Origin of the sequence: Streptomyces sp. NPDC088194, assembly GCF_040702025.1 — a bacterium.
In the GTDB taxonomy this organism is placed as follows: Bacteria; Actinomycetota; Actinomycetes; order Streptomycetales; family Streptomycetaceae; genus Actinacidiphila.
Window position 1 is genome coordinate 1 of the sequence record NZ_JBFBIV010000080.1, and the last position, 20,292, is coordinate 20,292.

Here is a 20,292-nt window from a genome sequence, read left to right on the forward strand (position 1 = left end):
GGTGCGTGCGATCGCAAGGCGGAGGGTTGTCCTCGTAGTGGGCCTACTCGGACAAGCCCGACAACGAAGCGAGCGTGCGTGCCAGGCGCCACGGGATGGGGGCACCTCCCCCGCCGAAGGCAGGGGGGGAGGGACTTCCAAAACACGGCCTAGGCCCTGACCGGGGCACTAACCTGGGCACATGTCGACGCCGTCCACGCCGCCCGCCTCCCCCGCGCCCTCCGCCGTGCCCTCCACCGAGGAGTTGTCGGCCCTGGTGGAGGAGGCCACGAAGAAGTCCGGGCTGGTCTGGGTCAACGGCCAGGCGGTGTGGCACCTGTGGCTGGACGGGGGCCTGCACCTCGTCGCCGGGCCCGGCGAGCAGCCGGTGCCGGACCTGGTGGACGGCGGGACCGCGACCGTGACCGTACGCAGCAAGGACAAGGGCGGGCGGCTGGTCACCTGGTCCGCGCGGGTCGAGGTGCTGGCGCCGCACGGCGAACCGTGGGAGGCCGCCGTCGGCGAGCTGAAGGGCAAGCGGCTCAACGCGGTCGACGCCGAGTCGGTGCCGTCGCGGTGGGCGGCCGAGTGCCAGGTCTTCCGGCTGGCGCCGACCGGGAGCGTGCCGGAGCACCCGGGCGCGATGCCCGACACCTCCGGCGCCGTGGCCCCCGTCGCCACCTCGGCGACCACCCGCTCCCCCGCGCCCGCGGGACTGCCGAAGCTGCTCGCCCGGCGCCGCAGGACCTGACCTCGGACCCGGCGCCCGGGGTGGGGCGAGTCGAGGCGAGCGGGTGCGCTACTTGCCGACGGTCTTGCCGTAGTCCAGCACCTCGGACTTGGCCGGGGCGGCCAGGGTGAAGTCCTGGCCCCAGTCCGAGAGGGTCAAGGTGCCCGCGCCGCCGACGCGCTCGTAGCGCAGCGGGTAGGGCGTGCCCTTGAGGGAGACGTCCAGCGAGCCGCCCTTGGTGCCGTCGAGCGCGATGGTCTTGGTGGAGCCGACCTTGCGGTGGGCGCCGGTCTTGACCGTGCCGTCCAGCACGAAGAGGTCGGCGAGCAGCGTCTTCTTGTCGGTGAACCCGGAGAACTGCTGGTAGGAGGGGTCGTTCTGCGGCACCTTGACGTACTTGCCGTTGAGCTTCGCGGCGGCGGCCTTGCTGTCCTTGTCGCTGCCGCCGTCACCGTAGAAGTCGGCGCCGGCCTTGAGGTAGAGGTCGTCGTCGACCCGCAGCAGCTGGAAGGTGTCACCCTTGCTGCTGACCTCGCCGACCCCGCCGTTGGTGCGCAGCCGCATGTCGAGGCGGTAGGTCCGGCCGCCGCTGACCACGGTGCCGGCCAGCCGTACGGCGGCGGCGCCCGCGGCGGCGGACTTCGCCTTCTGCTCGATGGTCTGCGCCGGGAGCTTGCCGACGCCGTTGGTGCCCGCGTCGGGGTCGCCCCCGAAACCCAGGCAGCCGGTGAGCAGACCGCTCGCGCCGAGCGCGGTCAGGGCGGCGGCGACAGTCCTGCGGCCGTGGTGCACGGGTTCTCTTCCTCCAGGGACGGCGGCTGCGGGCGGCCTCGAAGCTACCGCAGGGTTACTCCCGGGGACCATCCCATGGGGCAGGCAAGATCGGCCCGGAGTAGCCTGAGCGGGTGCGGCGGGTGTGGCCCGCAGGCACCGGAGCAGCCCTCCGCGGACCGTAGGAGGCCCCCACCATGGCGGCAGGCGCCCCTCGGGTCTTCGTCTCGCACCTGGCCGGGGTCGCCGTCTTCGATCCGAACGGCGACCAGGTCGGGCGGGTGCGCGACGTGGTCGTCATGCTGCGCGTCGGAGGGCGCCCGCCCCGGGTGCTGGGCCTGGTCGTCGAGGTGGTCAGCCGGCGCCGGATCTTCCTGCCCATGACCCGGGTCACCGGTGTGGAGTCCGGCCAGGTCATCACCACCGGCGTGGTGAACATGCGGCGCTTCGAGCAGCGGCCGACCGAGACGCTGGTGCTGGGCGAGCTGCTGGACCGCAGGGTGCGGCTGGCCACCGACGAGTCGGGCTCCCCCGCCGAGACCCCCACCGCCGTGGCCCGCTCCGCCGCCGACGAGGCCCTGTCCGTCGAGGTCACCGTGCTCGATGTGTCCATGACCCAGCTGCCCTCCCGGCGGGACTGGGAGATCGACAAGGTCTTCGTGCGGCGCGGCAAGAGCGGGGCGCTGCGCCGCAGAGGCGAGGCGCTGACCGTGGACTGGTCGGCCGTGAGCGGCTTCTCGCTCGCCGAGGAGGGCCAGGGCGCGGAGAACCTGGTGGCGACCTTCGAGCAGCTGCGCCCGGCCGACCTGGCGAACGTGCTGCACCACCTGTCGCCCAAGCGCCGCGGCGAGGTGGCCGCCGCCCTCGACGACGACCGGCTCGCCGACGTCCTGGAGGAACTGCCGGACGACGACCAGGTGGAGATCCTCAGCAAGCTCAAGGAGGAGCGGGCCGCCGACGTGCTGGAGGCGATGGACCCCGACGACGCCGCCGACCTGCTCGCCGAGCTGCCGGCGGACGAGCAGGAACGCCTCCTCACCCTGATGCAGCCCCAGGAGGCCGCGGGCGTACGGCGGCTGCTGTCGTACGAGGAGCGCACCGCGGGCGGGCTGATGACCACCGAGCCGATCGTGCTGCGCCCGGACGCGACCGTGGCCGACGCGCTGGCCCGTATCCGCAACCCCGACCTGTCCCCCGCGCTGGCCGCCCAGGTGTACGTGTGCCGGCCGCCGGACGACACCCCGACCGGGAAGTACCTCGGCCTGGTGCACTTCCAGCGGCTGCTGCGCGACCCGCCCTTCACCCTGCTCGGCGCGATCGTGGACACCGACCTGCAACCGCTGGGCCCGGACACCGCGCTGCCGTCGGTGACGAGCTTCCTGGCCACGTACAACATGATCTCCGCGCCGGTGGTGGACGAGAGCGGTTCGCTGGTCGGCGCGGTGACCGTGGACGACGTGCTGGACCACCTGCTGCCGGACGACTGGCGGGAGACCGCGCTGTACGGCGCGGAGGGCGGCACGGACAGCGGCATGGACGGCGACGGGGACGGCGAAGGTCGCGGCACGGACGAGCGCGGCACGGACGAGCGCGCGGAGGCACCCGATGGCCGCTGACGAGCGCGAGCGGACCCGCCACCCGGCGGGGGCCACGGCGACCGGACGGCCGCGCAAGAACCGGCTGGACCAGCCGCGCGAGCCGCGCCGCAGCCTGCTGCCGTCCTACGACCCGGACGCGTTCGGCAAGCTCTCCGAGCGGGTGGCGCGCTTCCTCGGCACCGGGCGGTTCATCGTCTGGATGACGGTGATCATCATCGTCTGGGTGCTGTGGAACGTCTTCGCGCCGCGGAACTTCCAGTTCGACCACTACCCCTTCATCTTCCTGACGTTGATGCTGTCGCTGCAGGCGTCCTACGCGGCCCCGCTGATCCTGCTCGCGCAGAACCGGCAGGACGACCGGGACCGGGTCAATCTCGAACAGGACCGCAAGCAGAACGAACGGAACATCGCCGACACCGAGTACCTGACCCGGGAGGTGGCCGCCCTGCGGATGGGCCTGGGCGAGGTCGCCACGCGGGACTGGATTCGCTCGGAACTCCAGGACCTGGTCAAGGAGATCGACGAGCAGCGGCACCGTGCCGAGCGGCGCAACGAGCGGCAGGGCCAGGACCGGTACGGTGACCAGCGCCGCCCGCGCAGTGACGAAGGCGACGGCCGGGGCCGCTGAAGGGCCGCTCGGGACCGCCGTATCCTCGTGCGTATGGCTACCGCTCTGCACGGTTCTACCCCGACCGGCACCCCCACCGACGACGCTGTACGCGCCGCGCTGGCGACCGTTGACGACCCGGAGATCCACAAGCCGATCACCGAACTCGGCATGGTGAAATCCGTCGACATCGCGGCCGACGGCTCGGTCGCCGTCACCGTCTACCTCACCGTGTCCGGCTGCCCGATGCGGGACGAGATCACCGGCCGGGTCACGGCAGCGGTGCAGGGCGTGGCCGGGGTGACGTCGGTGCGGGTGGCGCTGGACGTGATGAGCGACGAGCAGCGCCGCGAGCTGGCGTCCTCGCTGCGCGGCGGCCAGGCCGAGCGGGAGATCCCCTTCGCCCAGCCCGGCTCGCTGACCCGGGTCTATGCGATCGCCTCCGGCAAGGGCGGGGTCGGCAAGTCCTCGGTGACGGTGAACCTCGCCGCCGCGATGGCCGCGGACGGGTTGAAGGTCGGCGTGGTCGACGCGGACATCTACGGGCACAGCGTGCCGCGGATGCTCGGCGCGGAGGGCCGCCCCACCCAGGTCGAGAACATGATCATGCCGCCGTCGGCGAACGGTGTGAAGGTCATCTCGATCGGCATGTTCACCCCCGGCAACGCGCCGGTGGTGTGGCGCGGGCCGATGCTGCACCGCGCGCTCCAGCAGTTCCTCGCGGACGTCTACTGGGGCGACCTGGACGTCCTGCTGCTCGACCTGCCGCCCGGCACCGGCGACATCGCGATCTCCGTCGCGCAGCTCGTGCCGAACGCGGAGATCCTCGTGGTGACCACCCCGCAGCAGGCGGCGGCGGAGGTCGCCGAGCGGGCCGGGTCGATCGCCGTGCAGACCCACCAGAAGATCGTCGGCGTCGTGGAGAACATGGCGGGGATGCCGTGCCCGCACTGCGACGAGGTCGTCGAGGTGTTCGGCACGGGTGGGGGCGACCGGGTCGCCGAGGGGCTGTCCCGCACCACCGGCACCACGGTGCCCGTGCTCGGGCGCATCCCGATCGACGTGCGGCTGCGCGAGGGCGGCGACGACGGCCGGCCGGTGGTCCTCACGGCGCCGGAGTCCCCCGCGGGGGCGGCGCTGCGGGGCATCGCCGCGAAGCTCTCCGCCCGCGAGCGCGGGTTGGCGGGGATGTCGCTCGGGATCACCCCGCGCAACAAGTTCTGACGGCTCCCCCGGGCTGCCCGTCCCGTGACTCCGCGGACGGGCAGCCGGGTGGGTCCGGTTACCCCGCGTACGCGGTGAGGTCGGGGATGGCGGCCAGCGCGAGGCCGTAGGCGGACATGTTGCGGCCGTACGCCCCGAGGTGCACTCCCGCGGCGGAGCCGGCCATCACCCAGCCGTATTCCGACTCGCGGTAGTGGAAGGGGGTGGGGACGCCGTCGACGGGGAGGGTCAGGGACGACCATCCGGGTCCGGTCAGCTCGTCCGCGAGCTCCCACGCCGCCGAGGTCTGCTGGTCGAGCCAGTCCTGCCGCAGCGCGCGGTCCATCCGGGTGGGCCAGGTCGCCGAGAGCAGCCCGGAGCCGGCCAGCCAGGCCGCTGAGGAGACCGAGGTGGCCTCCATCACACCGGTGCCGTCGGCGCTGCGCCGCAGCGGCCGGTGGGCGACGGTGACCACGACCGCGAACTTCTGGCCCTCCGGGTCGGCGGCCTCGGCCTTGAGCGACGGCTCGTCGCCGTGTCCGGTCGCTCCGTGTTCGACGGTCCCGTCCGCGCTGGTGCCGAGCAGACCGAGCCACCGGGGCCCGGTGAATGCCTGGTCCAGCCCGTACCAGGGGAAGTCGGCCAACAGGTAGCCCTCGACCGCCCCCTGTTGCGTGCCGGTCTTCGTCTCCATATGGGTCGCGCCTCCTCGATGACCGCCCTCCTGGGCGACATGCCATCTTGCCCGACCATGGGCGGGTTCGGGGCGCGAAACGGCGTGGGGTGATGCCGAACACACGGACAACGGCCATGCAATCGGGTGAAAACGTGGATTCGGGTTGACGCTCCCCGGATCAGGTCGCGTCGGAGTCGTACGGCGGCGGCTCGTCCTGACCCAGCTTCTTCAGCCGGTCGGGGGTGCCGCCGGAGTCCGCGGAGCCCGCACCGGAAGAAGCCGTCCCCGCGGAGGCTGACGACGAGGACGAGCCGTTGACGCCCGTCCTGACCCCGTTGACCGCGTCGGTGACCTCCGCCATGTCCTTGCGCAGGTCGGTGACGTCGGTGAGGTCCTTGCGCAGGTCGAGGCTCTTGCCGAGGTCCTTCAGCTCGCCGAGGCCGTACTCGTCGTTCTCGCTGTTGATCAGGTTCTTGCGGATGAAGGTCTTCGGGTTGAGGTCCTCGAACTCGAAGTCCTTGAACTCCGGCCCCAGCTCGCGGCGGATGTCCTCCTTGGCGCTGTCGGAGAACTCCCGCACCTTGCGGATGAAGGCCATGGCGTCCTGGATCAGCTTCGGCAGCTTGTCCGGGCCGAAGACAAGCACGGCAAGGACCACGATCGCGACCAGCTCCAGCGGGCCTATGTCGAAGAACACCTTGCAGCTCCTTGAGACGTCCACGGCCGGCGTGGGCAGGGACCGGCGGAATTCACGGTACCTGCCCGAGCAAGCGATACGGGAGTGGCTGTGGCCAACACTATGCTGCCGCCCGGTAAAGACCTGCGCTGACACCGGGCGGTGCCCGACGCCGAACCACCGCTCAGCGCAGCGGGAACGAGCCGTTCGACGCCTGCTGGACCGGCGGTATCAACGGCACGGAGGTGGCCGACGCGACCACGATCCGCTCGCGCCGCTGCTCCTCGCGGTCCGAACTGAGCACGCCGCGCGGGATGGTGCCGCGGGTGTCGGAGACCTGGCCGGCGCTGAGCGGGCTGACCGCGGGGCCGTCGTCCGGCCGGGCGCCGCTGTCCATCGCCGCCTCCATCGGCAGCGCGCTGCCGATGGCGATCGCGGCCATCGAGAAGGCGCCGGCCGCGGCGAAGGCGAAACGCCGGCCCCGGGAGGTGCTGTCGTGGACCCGGAAGCCGCGGCCGCGCCCGTCACCAGCCGGCAGCAGATCGGCGGCCGGGCCGAGGAAGGAGAACTCCTCGCGCCGCGCGCCCCCTGATCGGGCCAGGCCGGAGCCGGGGCGACCGGTGTCGGACCTGCCGGGGTCGGAGAGCACCGAGTCGGGAACCGTCGGCCGCGAGCCGAAGAAGCCGCCGTCGAACGGGCCGCGACGGTGGCCGACGCTGCCCGCCTCGTCGGCCGACAGGCCCTCGGGCCGCGCCGGGCCACCGGGGCCGTCCTGGCCGTCCATGGCCGGCAGGCCCTGCAGCCGCGCCAGCAGACCGGCCGATATGGCCGGCAGCTCCGAGCCGGCGATCACGCTCTTGAGCCGGCGCTGCTCGGCGGCGGCGGCCTTGCACTGCGTACATGTCGCGAGATGGGCCAGCACCCGGTCCCGGCTGTCGTCCGTCAGCTCGCCGTCGACGAAGGCGGAAAGTCGGTCACCGAGGTGCTGCTCGGCGGGTGCAGGACGTTGGGGACGGTGCTGCTCGCCTGAACCGCTGCTGCTCACGCTCTCCCGCCCTCCAGGGGTTTGGACGCGGTGGCAGCGAACGCGGGCGCCGGGCGCGCTCCGGGCGCCCGGTGCTCCAGAGCCTTGCGCAGGTGCGAGCGGCCGCGGTGGATGCGGCTTCGCACGGTGCCGAGTTTCACCCCGAGGGTCGCGGCGATCTCCTCGTACGACAGTCCCTCGATGTCGCAGAGCACCACGGCGGCCCGGAACTCCGGCGCGAGGGTGTCCAGCGCCTGCTGGACGTCCGCGTCGAAGTGGGTGTCGCTGAAGTGCTGCGCGGGGGACGGCTCGCGGCTGGGCAGCCGCTCAGCCGCGTCGTCGCCGAGAGCGTCGAAACGAATGCGCTGCCGGCGCCGCACCATGTCCAGGAAGAGGTTCGTGGTGATGCGGTGCAGCCAGCCCTCGAAAGTGCCGGGCGTGTAGGTGGACAGGGAGCGGAAGACCCGCACGAAGACCTCCTGGGTGAGGTCTTCCGCGTCGTGCTGGTTCCCGGTCAGGCGGTAGGCCAGCCGGTACACCCGGGCACTGTGCGTGCTGACGATCTCCTCCCAGGAAGGAGGCGTCCACGTCTGGCCGTCTCCGTCGGTAGCGAACGTCGCGGTCGCGGAGTCGGTCCTGGGTGAACGGTCATCAGCTGTGTCGGTCACGGATTTCGGCTGTCCGGCGGACTTTCGGAAGCGGTCGAGCATTCCTCGGTCACCGGCCGCAGCCGCACCTCCCCTGTCGGCTCTGGTGGTCTCCAGTAGAGCCCCTACCATATCCACCTCGCCCGTTAGCTCCGGATAAGTGCGCTGTTGCCAAAGCGGAGAGGGGGCTGCCGCTCCATCCCCGCGGGGGGCCGTTGCCACCCGTGTTCTCTAACGCCCGGTCCCATCAGCAGGTTCCCGGCGGCAACGGATACAGTCGCCCGGGCGGCGCAATTGCAAGGAGAACACCGGACAAGGGGAGCGGCCATTACCGGCAACCGGCAGGCGAGCTGGGCGTTCGCGGACGCCTTCGTCGCCGAGGACGACGCCTTGATACGCGCCCGCGCCCGCTCGCGTACGGAGGGGCTGCGCGCGGTCTCCCCCGGCACCGGCGCGGCCCTGCGACTGCTCGCCGGGGCCTGCGACGCGAAGTCCGTGGTCGAGATCGGCACCGGCACCGGCGTCTCCGGCATCCACCTGCTGCGCGGCATGCGGCCCGACGGGGTGCTGACCACCGTGGACTCCGAACCCGACCGCCAGCAGCTCGCCCGCGAGGCGTACCGCGAGGCCGGGGTCGCCGCCAACCGGGCCCGCTTCATCTGCGGCCGCGCCCTCGACGTGCTGCCCCGCCTCACCGACGGCGGGTACGACCTGGTCTTCTGCGACGCCGACCGGCTGGAGTGCCTGGACTACCTCGACGAGTCGCTGCGGCTGCTGCGTCCCGGCGGCGTGCTCTGCTTCGAGGGCGCCTTCGCCCAGGGCCGCGCGCTGGACGCCTCCCACCAGGACGCCGAGTCCCTGCACTTGCGCGACCTGATGCGGGCGGTCCGGGACAGCCCGCGGCTGGCCCCGGTCCTGCTGCCCACGGACGACGGCCTCCTCTGCGCCATCCGCCGCGCATGAGCACGGCCACGTACGTGGGACGTACGTGGCCGTGACGATTCGGGACCGCTGGTCTCAGACGATGGCCTTCTTCAGCGCATCGCCCAGGGCGTCCGCCTCGTCCGGGGTCAGCTCTACTACCAGCCGCCCGCCGCCCTCCAGCGGAACGCGCATGATGATGCTCCGCCCCTCCTTGGTCACCTCGAGCGGGCCGTCACCCGTCCGCGGCTTCATGGCCGCCATGCTCGTTCCCCTTCCTGAAACCAGCTCGGACTCGAACACATTGGTTCTCGGCCATTATCCCGCATCAGTCGACCTGATGACCAATAGCCGTAGCACTCCGTTGTACATTCCGATCCCCCAAACCCGGCTATTTCGCCGGGTCGGGCCGCTTCCGGGCCCGGCGCGGTTTGATGTACGTCACATGTCGGACCGTCATCGGGTCCGGCATCCTGGCCAGGACACTTGCCGCGACGAAGGGGTTCTGGCATGGGCGAGAGCGTGCTGTACGAGGTCGAGGACGGCTTGGCGACGGTCACCCTGAACCGACCGGAGGCCATGAACGCACTCGACACGAATACGAAGAACGCGTTGCGCGAGGCGCTGCGGACCGCGGGCTCCGACGAGGCGGTGCGCGCCGTGCTGCTCACCGCGACGGGCCGGGCGTTCTGCGTCGGACAGGACCTCAAGGAGCACGTCGGCATCCTGGAGTCGGGCGGTGGCCTGGCGACGGTCGCCGAGCACTACAACCCGATCGTCACCGCCCTGGCCACCATGCCCAAGCCGGTGGTCGCCGCGGTCAACGGGGTGGCGGCCGGGGCGGGCGCGGGGTTCGCGTTCGCCGCGGACTACCGGCTCGCCGCGGACACGGCGTCCTTCACCACCGCGTTCGCCGGGGTGGCGCTGTCCACGGACTCCGGGATGTCGTGGACGCTGCCGCGGCTGGTCGGCCAGGCGCGGGCCGCGGAGCTGCTGATGTTCCCGCGGCCGGTGCCCGCGCAGGAGGCGCTGGCGCTCGGCCTGGTGCACCAGGTGCTTCCGGCGCCCGCGCTGGCGCAGGCCGCGGTCGCGGTGGCCCGGGCGCTCGCCGACGGCCCGACCGTCGCGTACGCCGCGATGAAGGAGGCGCTGGCGTACGGGGCGTCGCACACGCTGGAGGAGTCGCTCGCCCACGAGGACACCCTCCAGGCGCGGGCGGGGGCGTCGGCCGACCACCGTGAGGCGGTCTCGGCGTTCGTCGCGAAGCGGAAGCCGAGGTTCGAGGGGCGCTGACCCGAAGGGCGCTGACCCGAAGGGCGCTGACCCGAGGGGCGCCGAGTGGCCGGGGCGACGGTCGGGTCAGCGGGCCGTGCAGTCCGCCAGGTGGTCGTTGACCAGGCCGCACGCCTGCATCAGGGCGTGCGCGGTGGTCGGGCCCACGAAGCGGAAGCCGCGTTTCTTCAGGTCCTTGGAGAGCGCGGTGGACTCGGGGGTGGTGGCCGCGACGTCGGAGAGGGTGCGCGGGGCGGGGCGGCTCGCGGGGTCCGGGGCGAAGGACCAGACGAGGGCGTCCAGGCCGCCGTCGTAGGTGTCGCGGACCTCGCGGGCGGCGGCGGCGTTGGAGATCGCGGCGTCGACCTTGGCGCGGTTGCGGATGATCCCGGGGTCGGCGAGCAGCCGGGTCCGGTCCTCGTCGGTGAACGCGGCGACCTTGTCGATGGCGAAGTGCCGGAAGGCGGCGCGGAAGGTCTCGCGGCGGCGCAGGATGGTGATCCACGACAGCCCGGACTGGAAGGCTTCCAGGCAGATCCGCTCGAAGAGGGCGTCGTCGCCGTGCACCGGCTTGCCCCACTCCTCGTCGTGGTACGCCAGGTAGTCGGGAGTGGACAGGCCCCAGGGGCAGCGGAGCAGGCCGTCGGGGCCGGGGATGGCGGTGCCGTCACTCACCCGTGCCGCCCGGGAGGTCGTCGGGGCCGGCCACCGGCCGGTCGGGACGGGCGGCGGGCTCTGCGTAGCCGCTGCCGGGCCCGCCACCGTATCCGTGGCCGTATCCCTGCCCGTTGCCGCCGCCGCTCCCGTACGGGGCGCCGGGGGCGGTCTGGGGGGACGTGCCGGGCGCGGCGGAGGTGTCGTAGCGGTGCGCGCCGGCGTGGGCGCCGGCGAGGTGGGCCTCCAGCTCGGCGATGCGGGCGTCGCGTTCGGCCAGCTCCGCGCCGAGCCGCTCCAGCACCTCGTCCACGTCGAGCATGCGGTAGCCGCGCAGGCCCACCGGCAGCCGGACCGCGTCCACGTCGGCGCGGACCAGCGGGCGGTCGGGGGGCAGCCGGTCCTCGAGCCGGTCGGGCTGGGAGTCCTTGAGCGCGCCGCCGTCGCCGAGTACGGCCAGCGCCACCGCGGCGACCACCGCGACGAGCGCGATGAGCATGAACCAGAACACGTCGATACTCCCGGGGTACGGCCCAGGGACCTGCCGTCCGGATCGGCGGGTCCTCCATGTCAGGCACGATCGTGCCACGATCGCATGAGTCTGAGATGAGGAGTGACCGTGGGACTTCGGCTGGGCAGCCGGGAATTCGGTGAGCGGGAGCCGGTGATCATGGCGATCGTGAACCGGACGCCCGACTCGTTCTACGACCAGGGCGCCACCTTCACCGACGAGCCGGCGCTCGAACGGGTCGCGCGGGTGATCGCCGAGGGTGCCGCGATCGTCGACATCGGCGGGGTCAAGGCGGGGCCGGGCGAGGAGGTGTCGGCGGACGAGGAGATCCGGCGCACCGTCCGGTTCGTCGCGGAGGTGCGGCGCCGCCACCCCGACGTGGTGATCAGCGTGGACACCTGGCGGCACGAGGTGGCGCGGGCCGTCTGCGAGGAGGGCGCCGACCTGCTCAACGACGCGTGGGGCGGGGTCGATCCCGAACTGGCCGAGGTGGCCGCGCGGTACGGGGTGGGGCTGGTGTGCACCCACGCGGGCGGGGTGCGGCCGCGGACCCGGCCGCACCGGATCGGCTACGACGACGTGATGGCCGACATCCTCCGGGTCACCGTCGGGCTCGCCGAGCGCGCCGAGAAGCTGGGGGTGCGGCGCGACGGCATCCTCATCGACCCCGGGCACGACTTCGGCAAGAACACCCGGCACTCGCTGGAGGCGACCCGGCGGCTGCCCGAGATGACGGCCACCGGGTGGCCGGTGCTGGTCTCCCTGTCCAACAAGGACTTCGTCGGGGAGACGCTGGACCGGCCGGTCAAGGAGCGGCTGATCGGCACGCTCGCGACCACCGCGGTGTCGGCGTGGCTGGGGGCGCAGGTGTACCGGGTCCACGAAGTGCCGGAGACCCGGCAGGTCCTGGAGATGGTCGCGGCGATCTCCGGTGCGAGCGAACCCCGGGTGGCCCGGAGGGGGCTCGCCTGACCCTCCGGGGTGGGTCAGGGGCGCCCCGCTTACGCGCTTTCCTTGGTGACCCTTTCGACCGCGTCGTCGACGTCGTCGGTGACGTGGAAGAGTTCGAGGTCGGCGGGGGACGCCTTGCCCTCGGCGACGAGGGTCTGGCGGACCCAGGAGACCAGGCCGCCCCAGTACTCGGTGCCGAAGAGGACGATCGGGAAGCGGGTGACCTTCTTGGTCTGGACGAGCGTGAGCGCTTCGAAGAGCTCGTCGAGGGTGCCGAAGCCGCCGGGCAGCACCACGAACCCGCGGGCGTACTTGACGAACATGGTCTTGCGGACGAAGAAGTAGCGGAAGTTGACGCCGATGTCGACGTAGGGGTTGAGCCCCTGCTCGAAGGGCAGCTCGATGCCGAGGCCGACGGAGACCCCGCCGGCCTCGAGCGCGCCCTTGTTGGCCGCTTCCATGGCGCCGGGGCCGCCGCCGGTGATGACCGCGAAGCCGGCCTCCGCGAGGGCGCGGCCGATCCGGACCCCGGCGTCGTACTCGCGGGAGTCGACCGGGGTGCGGGCGGAGCCGAACACGCTGACCGCCGAGCCGAGTTCGGCGAGCGCGCCGAAGCCCTCCACGAACTCGGACTGGATACGCAGCACCCGCCACGGGTCGCTGTGCACCCAGTCGGTGGCGCCGCGGCTGTCCAGCAGGCGCTGGTCGGTGGTGCCGGAGAGCACCTGTCCACGTCGGCGGATCACCGGCCCGGTGTGCCGTTCCGGCCAGCCCTTGCCCTCCGGGCGGCCCTCGGCGGCGGCGTTGGCCGCGGCTGCTGCGTCCTGCCAGTCACCGGCGTTCCCACCCGCGTCGTCGGAGTCGGTTGCGTCTGTTGTCATACCCGCAGCGTACGCATCAGGGTGCCGTCGACGGTGCCAAAGGCACCGCTCGCGGCGCTTCCAGCCGCCCGCTGAGCCAGGTCAGGGCGCCGGGGAACATCCGGCTCCAGGTCTTCCAGTTGTGCCCGCCCGCGGTCAGCTGGACGGTGCTGACGGTGCCGGGCGGCCGTACCGCGTCGGCGATCGCGTCGGCGAACTTCGGCGGGCTCTCCCGGTCCTGGAGGCTGGACTCGACCAGGATGTGGGCCGCCGGGCGGCCGTTGCGGGCCAGCCACAGCGGGTTGCGCACCCCGTGGGCCGGGTCGTCGGGTGCGAGCGCGGCCGCGGCGGCGAACCGGTGCGGGTAGTCCAGGGCGAGCCGGGCCGCGCAGTAGCCGCCGGTGGATATGCCCATCACCGCCCAGCCGGCGGGGCCGGGCAGGGTACGGAAGTTGGCCGCGACGGTGGTCGGCACGTCGTCGGTGAGCCAGGTGGCGACCTTGCTCTTGCCCGGCACGTCCGCGCAGCCGGTGTCCACCCGGTCCGGGGTGATCGTGGGCAGCACCAGGATCGCGGGTTCGGCCCGGCCCGCCGCGATCTCGCCGGCCATGATCCGGCCGATCCGCATGCCGCGCAGGAAGCTGTGCGGCGTGCCGGGTATGCCGTGCAGCACCTCGATCACCGGGAAGCGGGTGTGGGCGTACCCCTTCGCGGCGTACTGCGGCGGCAGCCAGACGATCACCTCGCCCTTGCTGCCGGAGTGCCAGCCGCGCACCGTGGCGCGGCGGAATCCCGCGGAGTACGAGCCGAACACCACGTGGTAGTCGGGTACGGCGGGCGTCACGGCCGGGTGGGCGGCGGAGGCGGTGCCGCCACCGCCGCTGTTGGCGTCGCCGAGCAGGTCGGCCCAGGAGGCGTAGAAGCCGTACTGGTTGTTCACCAGGACCATCATCAGGCAGATCGCGGTGGCCTGGCAGAGCAGGATCATGCCCACCCGGGCCACGGTGCGCACCGCGCGGGGGCCGCGCACCTTCGCCCACAGCAGGAGCGCGGCCACCACCGCGCCGACCGCCGCGATCAGGAGCACCACGGCGAACCACGTGCTGGTCAGCCCCATGACCGTGTCCTCTCCCCCCGAACTTCGCCCGGATCGGGCGTATCCGATCACACCATGGCGGATGGGAGGATGCGCGCGCACCCCAGTTCGGTTGCTCGGACCGCCCGGACTATGGGGTGAGCCACTCCCGCAGCTTGCGCTCGGCCTCCTGGACGGCGGCGATCCGGACGTTCTCCTCGCGGGTGTGGGCGAGGGTGGGGTCGCCCGGGCCGTAGTTCACCGCGGGCACGCCGAGCGCGGAGAAGCGGGCCACGTCCGTCCACGCCTCCTTCGCCGCCGGCGGGGTGCCGATCGCCGCGACGAACGCGGCCGCGGCCGGCTGCGACAGGCCGGGCAGCGCGCCCGGGGCGCTGTCGGTGAGCACCACCTCGAAGCCGTCGAAGACCTCGCGCACCCGGTCCAGCGCCTCGGCCTCGCTCTGGTCAGGGGAGAAGCGGTAGTTGACGGTGACCGCGCAGGTGTCCGGGATCACGTTCCCGGCGTGGCCGCCCTCGATCAGCACCGCGTTGAGGCCCTCCGGGTAGACCAGGCCGTCGATCTCCACCCGGCGCGGCTCGTACGCCGCCAGCCGGGCCAGGATCGGCGCGGCCTTGTGGATGGCGTTCTCGCCCAGCCAGCTGCGGGCGGAGTGCGCGCGGCGGCCGGTGGTCTGCACCCGGACCCGGAGCGTGCCCTGGCAGCCGCCGTCCACCCGGCCGTCGGTCGGTTCCATCAGCACCGCGAAGTCCCCGGCGAGCCACTCCGGATGGCGCTCGGCGAGGCGCTTGAGCCCGTTGAACTCGGCGGCGATCTCCTCGGCGTCGTAGAACACGAAGGTGAGGTCGCGGTTGGGCTCCCGCAGTCCGGCGGCGAGTTTGAGCTGGACCGCGACGCCCGCCTTCATGTCCGAGGTGCCGCAGCCCCACAGCACGCCGTCGGCGTCCAGCCGCGACGGCAGGTTGTCGGCGATCGGGACGGTGTCCAAGTGGCCGGCCAGCACGACCCGTTCGGTACGGCCGAGCTCGGTCCTGGCCACCACCGCGTTTCCGTCCCGGTCCACCCGCAGATGCGGTTGCGCCGCCAGCGCCGCCGCCACCAGGTCGGCCAGCTCTCCCTCCGCCCGGCTCACCGATTCCACGTCCACGAGCTGAGCTGTCAACCCGGCGACGTCCTGCTCCAAGTCCAACACGGTTCCCATCCCGCCAGCGTAGGCGGTGCCCGCGGGTGCGACGGGAGGAGCCGCACACGGGCAGGGGCGCGGGAGACTCCCCCGGAGGGGGTGCCCCAGCGACGGGCTCCCAGCGGCAGGTGGGTTCCTGGACCGACCTGACAGGGCGACCCGGCGGATCGGGGCGCTCACATTCGGTAGGGTTCGGCCGTGCCCGAGTCGCCGTCCCCAGCGAGCAAAGAAGAGAAGCGCGGCCGCGGCTGCGGCCTGCGGTTCGCCGCCGGTTTCATCGTGTTGCTGGCCCTCGCGGGCTACCTCGCGTACCGCTTCGAGAACCACGAGAACCCGGCGGCCGCCGGCTGCACCGTGAAGACCGACGGCAACGACCTGACCCTCGACCAGGACCAGGCCGCGAACGCCGCGACGATCGCGGCCGTGTCGATCTCGCGCGGCCTGCCCGAGCGCGCGCTGACGATAGCGCTCGCCACGGCGATGCAGGAGTCCCGGCTGGTGAACCTCGACACCGGGGACCGCGACTCGCTCGGCCTCTTCCAGCAGCGCCCCTCGCAGGGATGGGGCACCGCCCAGCAGATCCAGGACCCGGTGTACGCGTCGAACGCGTTCTTCGACAGCCTGGTGAAGATCCCGAACTACACCCGGCTGCCGGTGACCGTGGCCGCGCAGCGGGTGCAGCGCAGCGGCTACCCGGAGGCGTACGCGCAGCACGAGACGGACGCCACGATGGTGGCCGCCGCGCTGACCGGGCGCGACGAGGCGGCGCTGAGCTGCACCACCGGCGCGAACACCGCGTACAGCGCCGGCGGGCGGCTGGGCGACACCGAGAAGGTGACGGCCCTGCTGAAGCGGGAGTTCGGCAGCCAGGTGCGGCCGCGGGACGACAGCGACCCGCGCACCGTGGCGGTGCCGTCGGCGCCGCCCGGCGGTTCCACGACCGGCGCCGGCAAGCAGCGCGGCTGGGCGCTGGCGCAGTGGGCGGTGGCGCACGCGCACGACCTGAAGGTGGAGCAGGTGAGCTTCGGGGACATGCGCTGGCAGGCGAAGAAGTCCGGCAAGGGGTGGCAGAAGACGTCGGACCCGTCCGGAACCAAGGGCGCTTCCGCGCCGGCCGTGGACACGCTGGTACGGATCACCGTCGCGCGGTAGTCCCCGCCCCGACCCGCCCGGGTGCCCCGGGAGCACCCGGGCGAGTCCAGGGGCACTGGGAACCGCGCACGCAACCCACCACCAGGTGGTCCCTCACCCGAGGGAACACACCACCCCGGAGGGTCAGCCGAGCCGTTCCACCGCGGCGGCCACCCGCTCGTCCGTCGCCGTGAAGGCGATACGGACGAAGTTCTGCCCGGTGGGGCCGTAGAACTCGCCGGGGGCGACGAGGATGCCCTGCTTGGACAGGTCCCCGACGGTCTGCCAGCAGTCCTCGTCGCGGGTGGCCCACAGGTAGAGGCTGGCCTCGCTGTGCTCGACCCGGAACCCGGCGGCCTCGAAGGCGGTGCGCAGCGCGGCCCGGCGCCGGGCGTAGCGCGCCTTCTGGTCGACCGCGTGCTCGCGGTCGCCCAGGGCCGCGACCATCGCCGCCTGCACCGGCTGCGGCACGATCATCCCGGCGTGCTTGCGCACCGCGAGGAGTTCGGCGACGGCCGCGGGGTCGCCGGCGAGGAAAGCTCCCCGGTACCCGGCGAAGTTGGACCGCTTGGACAGGGAGTGGACGGCGAGCAGGCCGTCGTGGGTGTCGCCGCACACGTCGGGGTGCAGGACCGAGACCGGCTCGGTGCCCTCCCAACCGAGTTCGATGTAGCACTCGTCGGAGACGACGAGGATGCCGTGCTCGCGCGCCCAGGTCACGATCCGGCGCAGTTCGGCGGCGGACAGCACCCGACCGGTCGGGTTGGAGGGGCTGTTGAGCCAGAGCAGCCGGGTGCGGGCCGGGTCGAGTTCGGCGACCGGGTCGTCGTAGCCGGCCGCTTCGGCCCGGGCGATGAGCGCCCCGATCTCGTAGGTCGGGTAGGCGAGCGCCGGGTAGCCGACCTGGTCGCCCTCGCGCAGGTCGAGCAAGGTGGGCAGCCAGCCGACGAGTTCCTTGGAGCCGATCAGCGGCAGGATGTGCGCCGGGTCCGCGCCGCTGACGCCGTGCCACGTGCGCAGGTAGTGCGCGGCGGCCTCGCGCAGCGCGGCCGTGCCGTAGGTGAGCGGGTAGCCGGGGCTGTCCGCGGCGGCGGTCAGTGCCTGCCGGATCACCTCGGGGACGGGGTCCACCGGGGTGCCCACGGACAGGTCGACCACGCCGTCGGGGTGCGCGGCCGCCGTGGCCTTGTACGGCTCCAGGCGGTCCCACGGGAAGACCGGAAGGCGGGCGGAGATGCTCAACGTGCTCACTCTCGCAGGGTGGTTCGTGCGGGCGGCGCAGAACACCGGGCCCCGTGCCGGCAGCGGTGCGCTGCCGGACGGGGCCCGGCGGTGTCAGCCCCGGGGGGTTGTCACCGGGTCACTGGTTCTGCGGGGGCAGTTCCGCGATGAAGGGGTGGTCGCGCTCGATCAGACCCAGCTTCGAGGCGCCACCGGGCGAGCCGAGTTCGTCGAAGAACTCCACGTTCGCCTTGTAGTAGTCCTTCCACTCCTCCGGGGTGTCGTCCTCGTAGAAGATCGCCTCCACCGGGCAGACCGGCTCACACGCGCCGCAGTCGACACACTCGTCCGGATGGATGTACAAGGACCGGGAGCCCTCGTAAATGCAGTCGACCGGGCACTCTTCGATGCACGCCTTGTCCTTGACGTCGACACAAGGCTGCGCGATGACGTAGGTCACGCTGTCGTTCCTCCTCGGTAGGGCTCATCTCGCGCGGGAGCGCGGCGTCGTCGATGCCCACACCTAGTATCTCCGTTCCTGGGCACGTTCCGAACAGGAGGGGCAGGCATGCGAGGGGTTTTCTCGTCCGGAGCTCGACTCGAAATCCACATTACCCCCGCTGACGTGGGAAAACGCGTCTCGGTCCGGCAGTTGGTCGAGGTCGCCGACGGGCATCCTATGTTCACCGATACGGTCGGTGTTCTCGCATCCTGGAATACGGGAGTGGTCTGCGTCACTCGGCGGACCGGAGAGACGGTGCGGATCGAGGAGGAGACACTGGTGGCGGGGAAGGTGGTGCCGCCCGCTCCGGAGCGGCGTGACAGGGGCCGGAGCAGGCCGGGAGTGCCCGCGGTGACGGCCGAGGAGATCGAGGCGGTGGCGTCGCGGGCCTGGCCACCGGTGGAGTCGGCGCCGCTGGGCGGCTGGGTGCTGCGCGCGGCGGGCGGTTTCACCCGCCGCGCGAACTCCGTGCTGTTGACGGGCGACCCGGGGATGCCGCCGGCGGAAGCGCTCGCCGCGGTGACACGGTGGTACCAGGAGCGCGGGCTCGTGCCGCTGTTCCAGGTGCCGGACTCCTCCCCCTACGTCGTGGAGTTGGACCGCGCGGGGTGGGTGCGCGAGGCGGACACCCTGGTCCGTACCGCCCCGCTCGCGCCGTTGACGTCCCTGGCGGAGGACGCCGGCCGCCCGGTGGAGCTGTCGCGCACCCCGGACGCGGCCTGGCTCGCCTCGTACCACCGCACCGGCGAACTCGCCGACGCCGCGCTCCAGGTGGTCTCGGGCGGGCCGTCGGTCTGGTTCGCCACCGCGCCGGGCGCGATCGGCCGGGCCGTGGTCGAGGGGCCCTGGGCGCTGTTCGGCGCCGTCGAGGTGGCACCGGACCAGCGCCGGCGCGGCCTGGCCACCGCCGTGATGGGCGCGCTCGCCCGGCGGGCGCACGACGAGGGGGCGACCGCCGCGTACCTCCAGGTCGAGGCGGACAACGCGGCCGCCCGCGCGCTCTACGACCGGCTCGGCTTCACCGACCACCACGGCTACCACTACCGGCGCCCCCCGGCATGACGGCTTCGGTACGCGAACGGTTCGCCGCGGCCGCCCGCGAGGAGCGGCCCGACCTGGCGGAGTTGTGCCTGCTGATCGGCGCGGAGGCGGACCCGGCGCTGGACGGCCCGGTGGCAGACCTGGCCCAGATCGAACTGGACCGGCTCGCCGGGCTGCTCCCGTACGGCTCCACCACGCCGCAGGACTGGGCCCAGGCGCTCAGGCGGGTGCTGGGCGCCGGGCACGGCTTCCACGGCACGCCCGCGGACTACGGGCTGCTGTCGTCGTCGCTGCTCCAGGAGGTGCTGCGACGGCGGCGCGGGCTGCCGATCCTGCTGTCGGTGGTGTGGATGGAGGTGGCGCGGCGCGCGGGGGCGCCGGTGCACGGGGTGGGGCTGCCGGGGCACTTCGTGGTGGCGCTCGGCGAACTGGAGCCGCACGGAGCGGAGTTCGGCGCGGAGTTCGGCGCCGAGTTCGACAACGGCCCGGCGCCGTACGTCCTGGTCGACCCCTTCGACGCGGGCCGCGTGCTGTCCGGGCCGGACGCCGAACGGCTCATGTCGGGCTCGGTCGGCGGCATCCGGGCCGGTACGGGGGCGGGCGGCCGCGCGATGGCCGCGCCCGCGCCGGCCGACACGCTGGACATCGTCCGCCGCGTGCTCAACAACATCCGGGCCTGGGCCGCGCCCCGGCCCGAGCGCCTCCCCGTCCAGCTGTGGACCCTCGACCTGACGCTGCTCCTCCCCCGCCATCCGGCCCGCCTGCGCTACGAACGGGCCCAGGTCCTCGTCCAGATGGGCGACTTCCTCGGCGGCGCGGCCGAGATGGAGGAATACGCCGAGGTGATCGGCTCGTTCGACCCGGAGACCGCGGCGACCATCCGCACGCAGGCGCGTGCCGCGCGGGCCCGGCTCAACTGACCTCCCTTTCGGGGAGGAGCCGAGCAGATTCAGGGGCGCGTGGGGGCGCTCCCCTTGGCTGCGCCGGGGCGCCCCCACCCAGGCGAAGCGCTGCGGGAGAACCGCGCGCGACCCACCAGCG

The 20,292-nt window shown here is 72.8% G+C and carries 23 protein-coding genes; 10 read left to right on the forward strand and 13 right to left on the reverse strand.

The features are described 5' to 3' along the window. Positions 1–181: 181 nt before the first annotated feature. A complete protein-coding gene (locus AB0399_RS31680) occupies positions 182–730 on the forward strand; it encodes a hypothetical protein (RefSeq protein ID WP_366413663.1) in 549 nt (182 codons plus the stop codon). Positions 731–778: 48 nt separating this feature from the next. Here the strand turns inward: AB0399_RS31680 and AB0399_RS31685 are convergent, their stop codons facing one another. Then, a complete protein-coding gene (locus AB0399_RS31685) occupies positions 779–1,501 on the reverse strand; it encodes a hypothetical protein (protein WP_366413664.1) in 723 nt (240 codons plus the stop codon). Between the two features lie 176 nt (positions 1,502–1,677). On the opposite strand from AB0399_RS31685, the gene AB0399_RS31690 reads away from it, so the two are divergent. Genes AB0399_RS31690 through AB0399_RS31700 form a run of 3 tightly spaced genes read left to right on the forward strand, consistent with a single transcriptional unit; the run spans position 1,678 to position 4,909 of the window. Next, a complete protein-coding gene (locus AB0399_RS31690; protein ID WP_329365095.1) occupies positions 1,678–3,096 on the forward strand; it encodes a CBS domain-containing protein in 1,419 nt (472 codons plus the stop codon). Beyond that, on the forward strand, positions 3,086–3,706 hold the full coding sequence (locus AB0399_RS31695) for a DUF1003 domain-containing protein (RefSeq protein ID WP_366413665.1): 621 nt from the start codon (positions 3,086–3,088) through the stop codon (positions 3,704–3,706). The genes AB0399_RS31690 and AB0399_RS31695 overlap by 11 nt, the downstream gene beginning before the upstream one ends. Before the next feature lie 33 nt (positions 3,707–3,739). After that, complete coding sequence (locus AB0399_RS31700; protein ID WP_329365098.1) at positions 3,740–4,909, forward strand: Mrp/NBP35 family ATP-binding protein; 1,170 nt, start codon at positions 3,740–3,742, stop codon at positions 4,907–4,909. 58 nt (positions 4,910–4,967) lie between these two features. Here the strand turns inward: AB0399_RS31700 and AB0399_RS31705 are convergent, their stop codons facing one another. From AB0399_RS31705 to sigE, 4 genes are all read right to left on the reverse strand, one after another. Beyond that, the gene (locus AB0399_RS31705) at positions 4,968–5,582 is read right to left on the reverse strand and encodes a hypothetical protein (protein WP_329365100.1); all 615 of its coding nucleotides are present in this window, start codon (positions 5,580–5,582) and stop codon (positions 4,968–4,970) included. Positions 5,583–5,742: 160 nt separating this feature from the next. Beyond that, entirely contained in the window at positions 5,743–6,261 is a 519-nt protein-coding gene (locus tag AB0399_RS31710; protein WP_329365102.1) for a sec-independent translocase, read from the reverse strand. A 163-nt stretch (positions 6,262–6,424) separates the two neighbouring features. Further along, positions 6,425–7,285, reverse strand: a complete 861-nt coding sequence (locus tag AB0399_RS31715) for a zf-HC2 domain-containing protein (protein ID WP_329365104.1) — start codon at positions 7,283–7,285, stop codon at positions 6,425–6,427. Then, complete coding sequence (gene sigE / locus AB0399_RS31720; RefSeq protein WP_329365107.1) at positions 7,282–8,043, reverse strand: RNA polymerase sigma factor SigE; 762 nt, start codon at positions 8,041–8,043, stop codon at positions 7,282–7,284. Before sigE ends, AB0399_RS31715 begins: the two co-directional genes overlap by 4 nt. Before the next feature lie 162 nt (positions 8,044–8,205). Here sigE and AB0399_RS31725 point away from each other — a divergent pair, with 162 nt between their 5' ends. Further along, entirely contained in the window at positions 8,206–8,874 is a 669-nt protein-coding gene (locus AB0399_RS31725) for an O-methyltransferase (protein ID WP_329365109.1), read from the forward strand. 54 nt (positions 8,875–8,928) lie between these two features. Here the strand turns inward: AB0399_RS31725 and AB0399_RS31730 are convergent, their stop codons facing one another. Next, positions 8,929–9,096, reverse strand: a complete 168-nt coding sequence (locus AB0399_RS31730) for a DUF3117 domain-containing protein (protein ID WP_073493047.1) — start codon at positions 9,094–9,096, stop codon at positions 8,929–8,931. A gap of 246 nt (positions 9,097–9,342) precedes the next feature. Here AB0399_RS31730 and AB0399_RS31735 point away from each other — a divergent pair, with 246 nt between their 5' ends. Continuing rightward, on the forward strand, positions 9,343–10,125 hold the full coding sequence (locus AB0399_RS31735) for an enoyl-CoA hydratase-related protein (protein WP_329365112.1): 783 nt from the start codon (positions 9,343–9,345) through the stop codon (positions 10,123–10,125). 66 nt (positions 10,126–10,191) lie between these two features. Here the strand turns inward: AB0399_RS31735 and AB0399_RS31740 are convergent, their stop codons facing one another. Both AB0399_RS31740 and AB0399_RS31745 read right to left on the reverse strand, forming a co-directional pair. Then, entirely contained in the window at positions 10,192–10,779 is a 588-nt protein-coding gene (locus AB0399_RS31740) for a DNA-3-methyladenine glycosylase I (protein WP_329365114.1), read from the reverse strand. Next, entirely contained in the window at positions 10,772–11,269 is a 498-nt protein-coding gene (locus AB0399_RS31745) for a cell division protein DivIVA (RefSeq protein ID WP_329365115.1), read from the reverse strand. Before AB0399_RS31745 ends, AB0399_RS31740 begins: the two co-directional genes overlap by 8 nt. A 159-nt stretch (positions 11,270–11,428) precedes the next feature. Here AB0399_RS31745 and folP point away from each other — a divergent pair, with 159 nt between their 5' ends. Next, the gene (gene folP, locus AB0399_RS31750) at positions 11,429–12,241 is read left to right on the forward strand and encodes a dihydropteroate synthase (protein WP_329373944.1); all 813 of its coding nucleotides are present in this window, start codon (positions 11,429–11,431) and stop codon (positions 12,239–12,241) included. A 29-nt stretch (positions 12,242–12,270) separates the two neighbouring features. On the opposite strand, the gene AB0399_RS31755 is transcribed toward folP, so the two are convergent. From AB0399_RS31755 to dapE, 3 genes are all read right to left on the reverse strand, one after another. Further along, positions 12,271–13,101 carry a TIGR00730 family Rossman fold protein gene (locus AB0399_RS31755; RefSeq protein WP_329365116.1) on the reverse strand — a complete coding sequence of 277 codons (831 nt, stop codon included), beginning with the start codon at positions 13,099–13,101 and terminating at the stop codon, positions 12,271–12,273. 16 nt (positions 13,102–13,117) lie between these two features. Beyond that, positions 13,118–14,197 carry an alpha/beta hydrolase-fold protein gene (locus AB0399_RS31760; RefSeq protein WP_366413666.1) on the reverse strand — a complete coding sequence of 360 codons (1,080 nt, stop codon included), beginning with the start codon at positions 14,195–14,197 and terminating at the stop codon, positions 13,118–13,120. A gap of 109 nt (positions 14,198–14,306) precedes the next feature. After that, entirely contained in the window at positions 14,307–15,374 is a 1,068-nt protein-coding gene (gene dapE / locus AB0399_RS31765) for a succinyl-diaminopimelate desuccinylase (RefSeq protein ID WP_329365120.1), read from the reverse strand. 180 nt (positions 15,375–15,554) lie between these two features. Here dapE and AB0399_RS31770 point away from each other — a divergent pair, with 180 nt between their 5' ends. Then, positions 15,555–16,508: a heavy metal transporter gene (locus AB0399_RS31770; RefSeq protein WP_366413667.1), complete on the forward strand. Its 954-nt coding sequence runs from the start codon at positions 15,555–15,557 to the stop codon at positions 16,506–16,508. 123 nt (positions 16,509–16,631) lie between these two features. On the opposite strand, the gene dapC is transcribed toward AB0399_RS31770, so the two are convergent. Both dapC and fdxA read right to left on the reverse strand, forming a co-directional pair. Continuing rightward, positions 16,632–17,738, reverse strand: a complete 1,107-nt coding sequence (gene dapC / locus AB0399_RS31775; RefSeq protein WP_366413668.1) for a succinyldiaminopimelate transaminase — start codon at positions 17,736–17,738, stop codon at positions 16,632–16,634. A 109-nt stretch (positions 17,739–17,847) separates the two neighbouring features. Beyond that, on the reverse strand, positions 17,848–18,168 hold the full coding sequence (gene fdxA / locus AB0399_RS31780; protein ID WP_033319951.1) for a ferredoxin: 321 nt from the start codon (positions 18,166–18,168) through the stop codon (positions 17,848–17,850). A 108-nt stretch (positions 18,169–18,276) separates the two neighbouring features. On the opposite strand from fdxA, the gene AB0399_RS31785 reads away from it, so the two are divergent. Together AB0399_RS31785 and AB0399_RS31790 are read left to right on the forward strand one after the other, a co-directional pair. Further along, positions 18,277–19,272, forward strand: a complete 996-nt coding sequence (locus AB0399_RS31785) for a GNAT family N-acetyltransferase (protein ID WP_366413669.1) — start codon at positions 18,277–18,279, stop codon at positions 19,270–19,272. Further along, complete coding sequence (locus AB0399_RS31790; protein ID WP_366413670.1) at positions 19,269–20,171, forward strand: transglutaminase-like domain-containing protein; 903 nt, start codon at positions 19,269–19,271, stop codon at positions 20,169–20,171. The genes AB0399_RS31785 and AB0399_RS31790 overlap by 4 nt, the downstream gene beginning before the upstream one ends. The last annotated feature ends 121 nt before the right edge of the window (positions 20,172–20,292 follow it).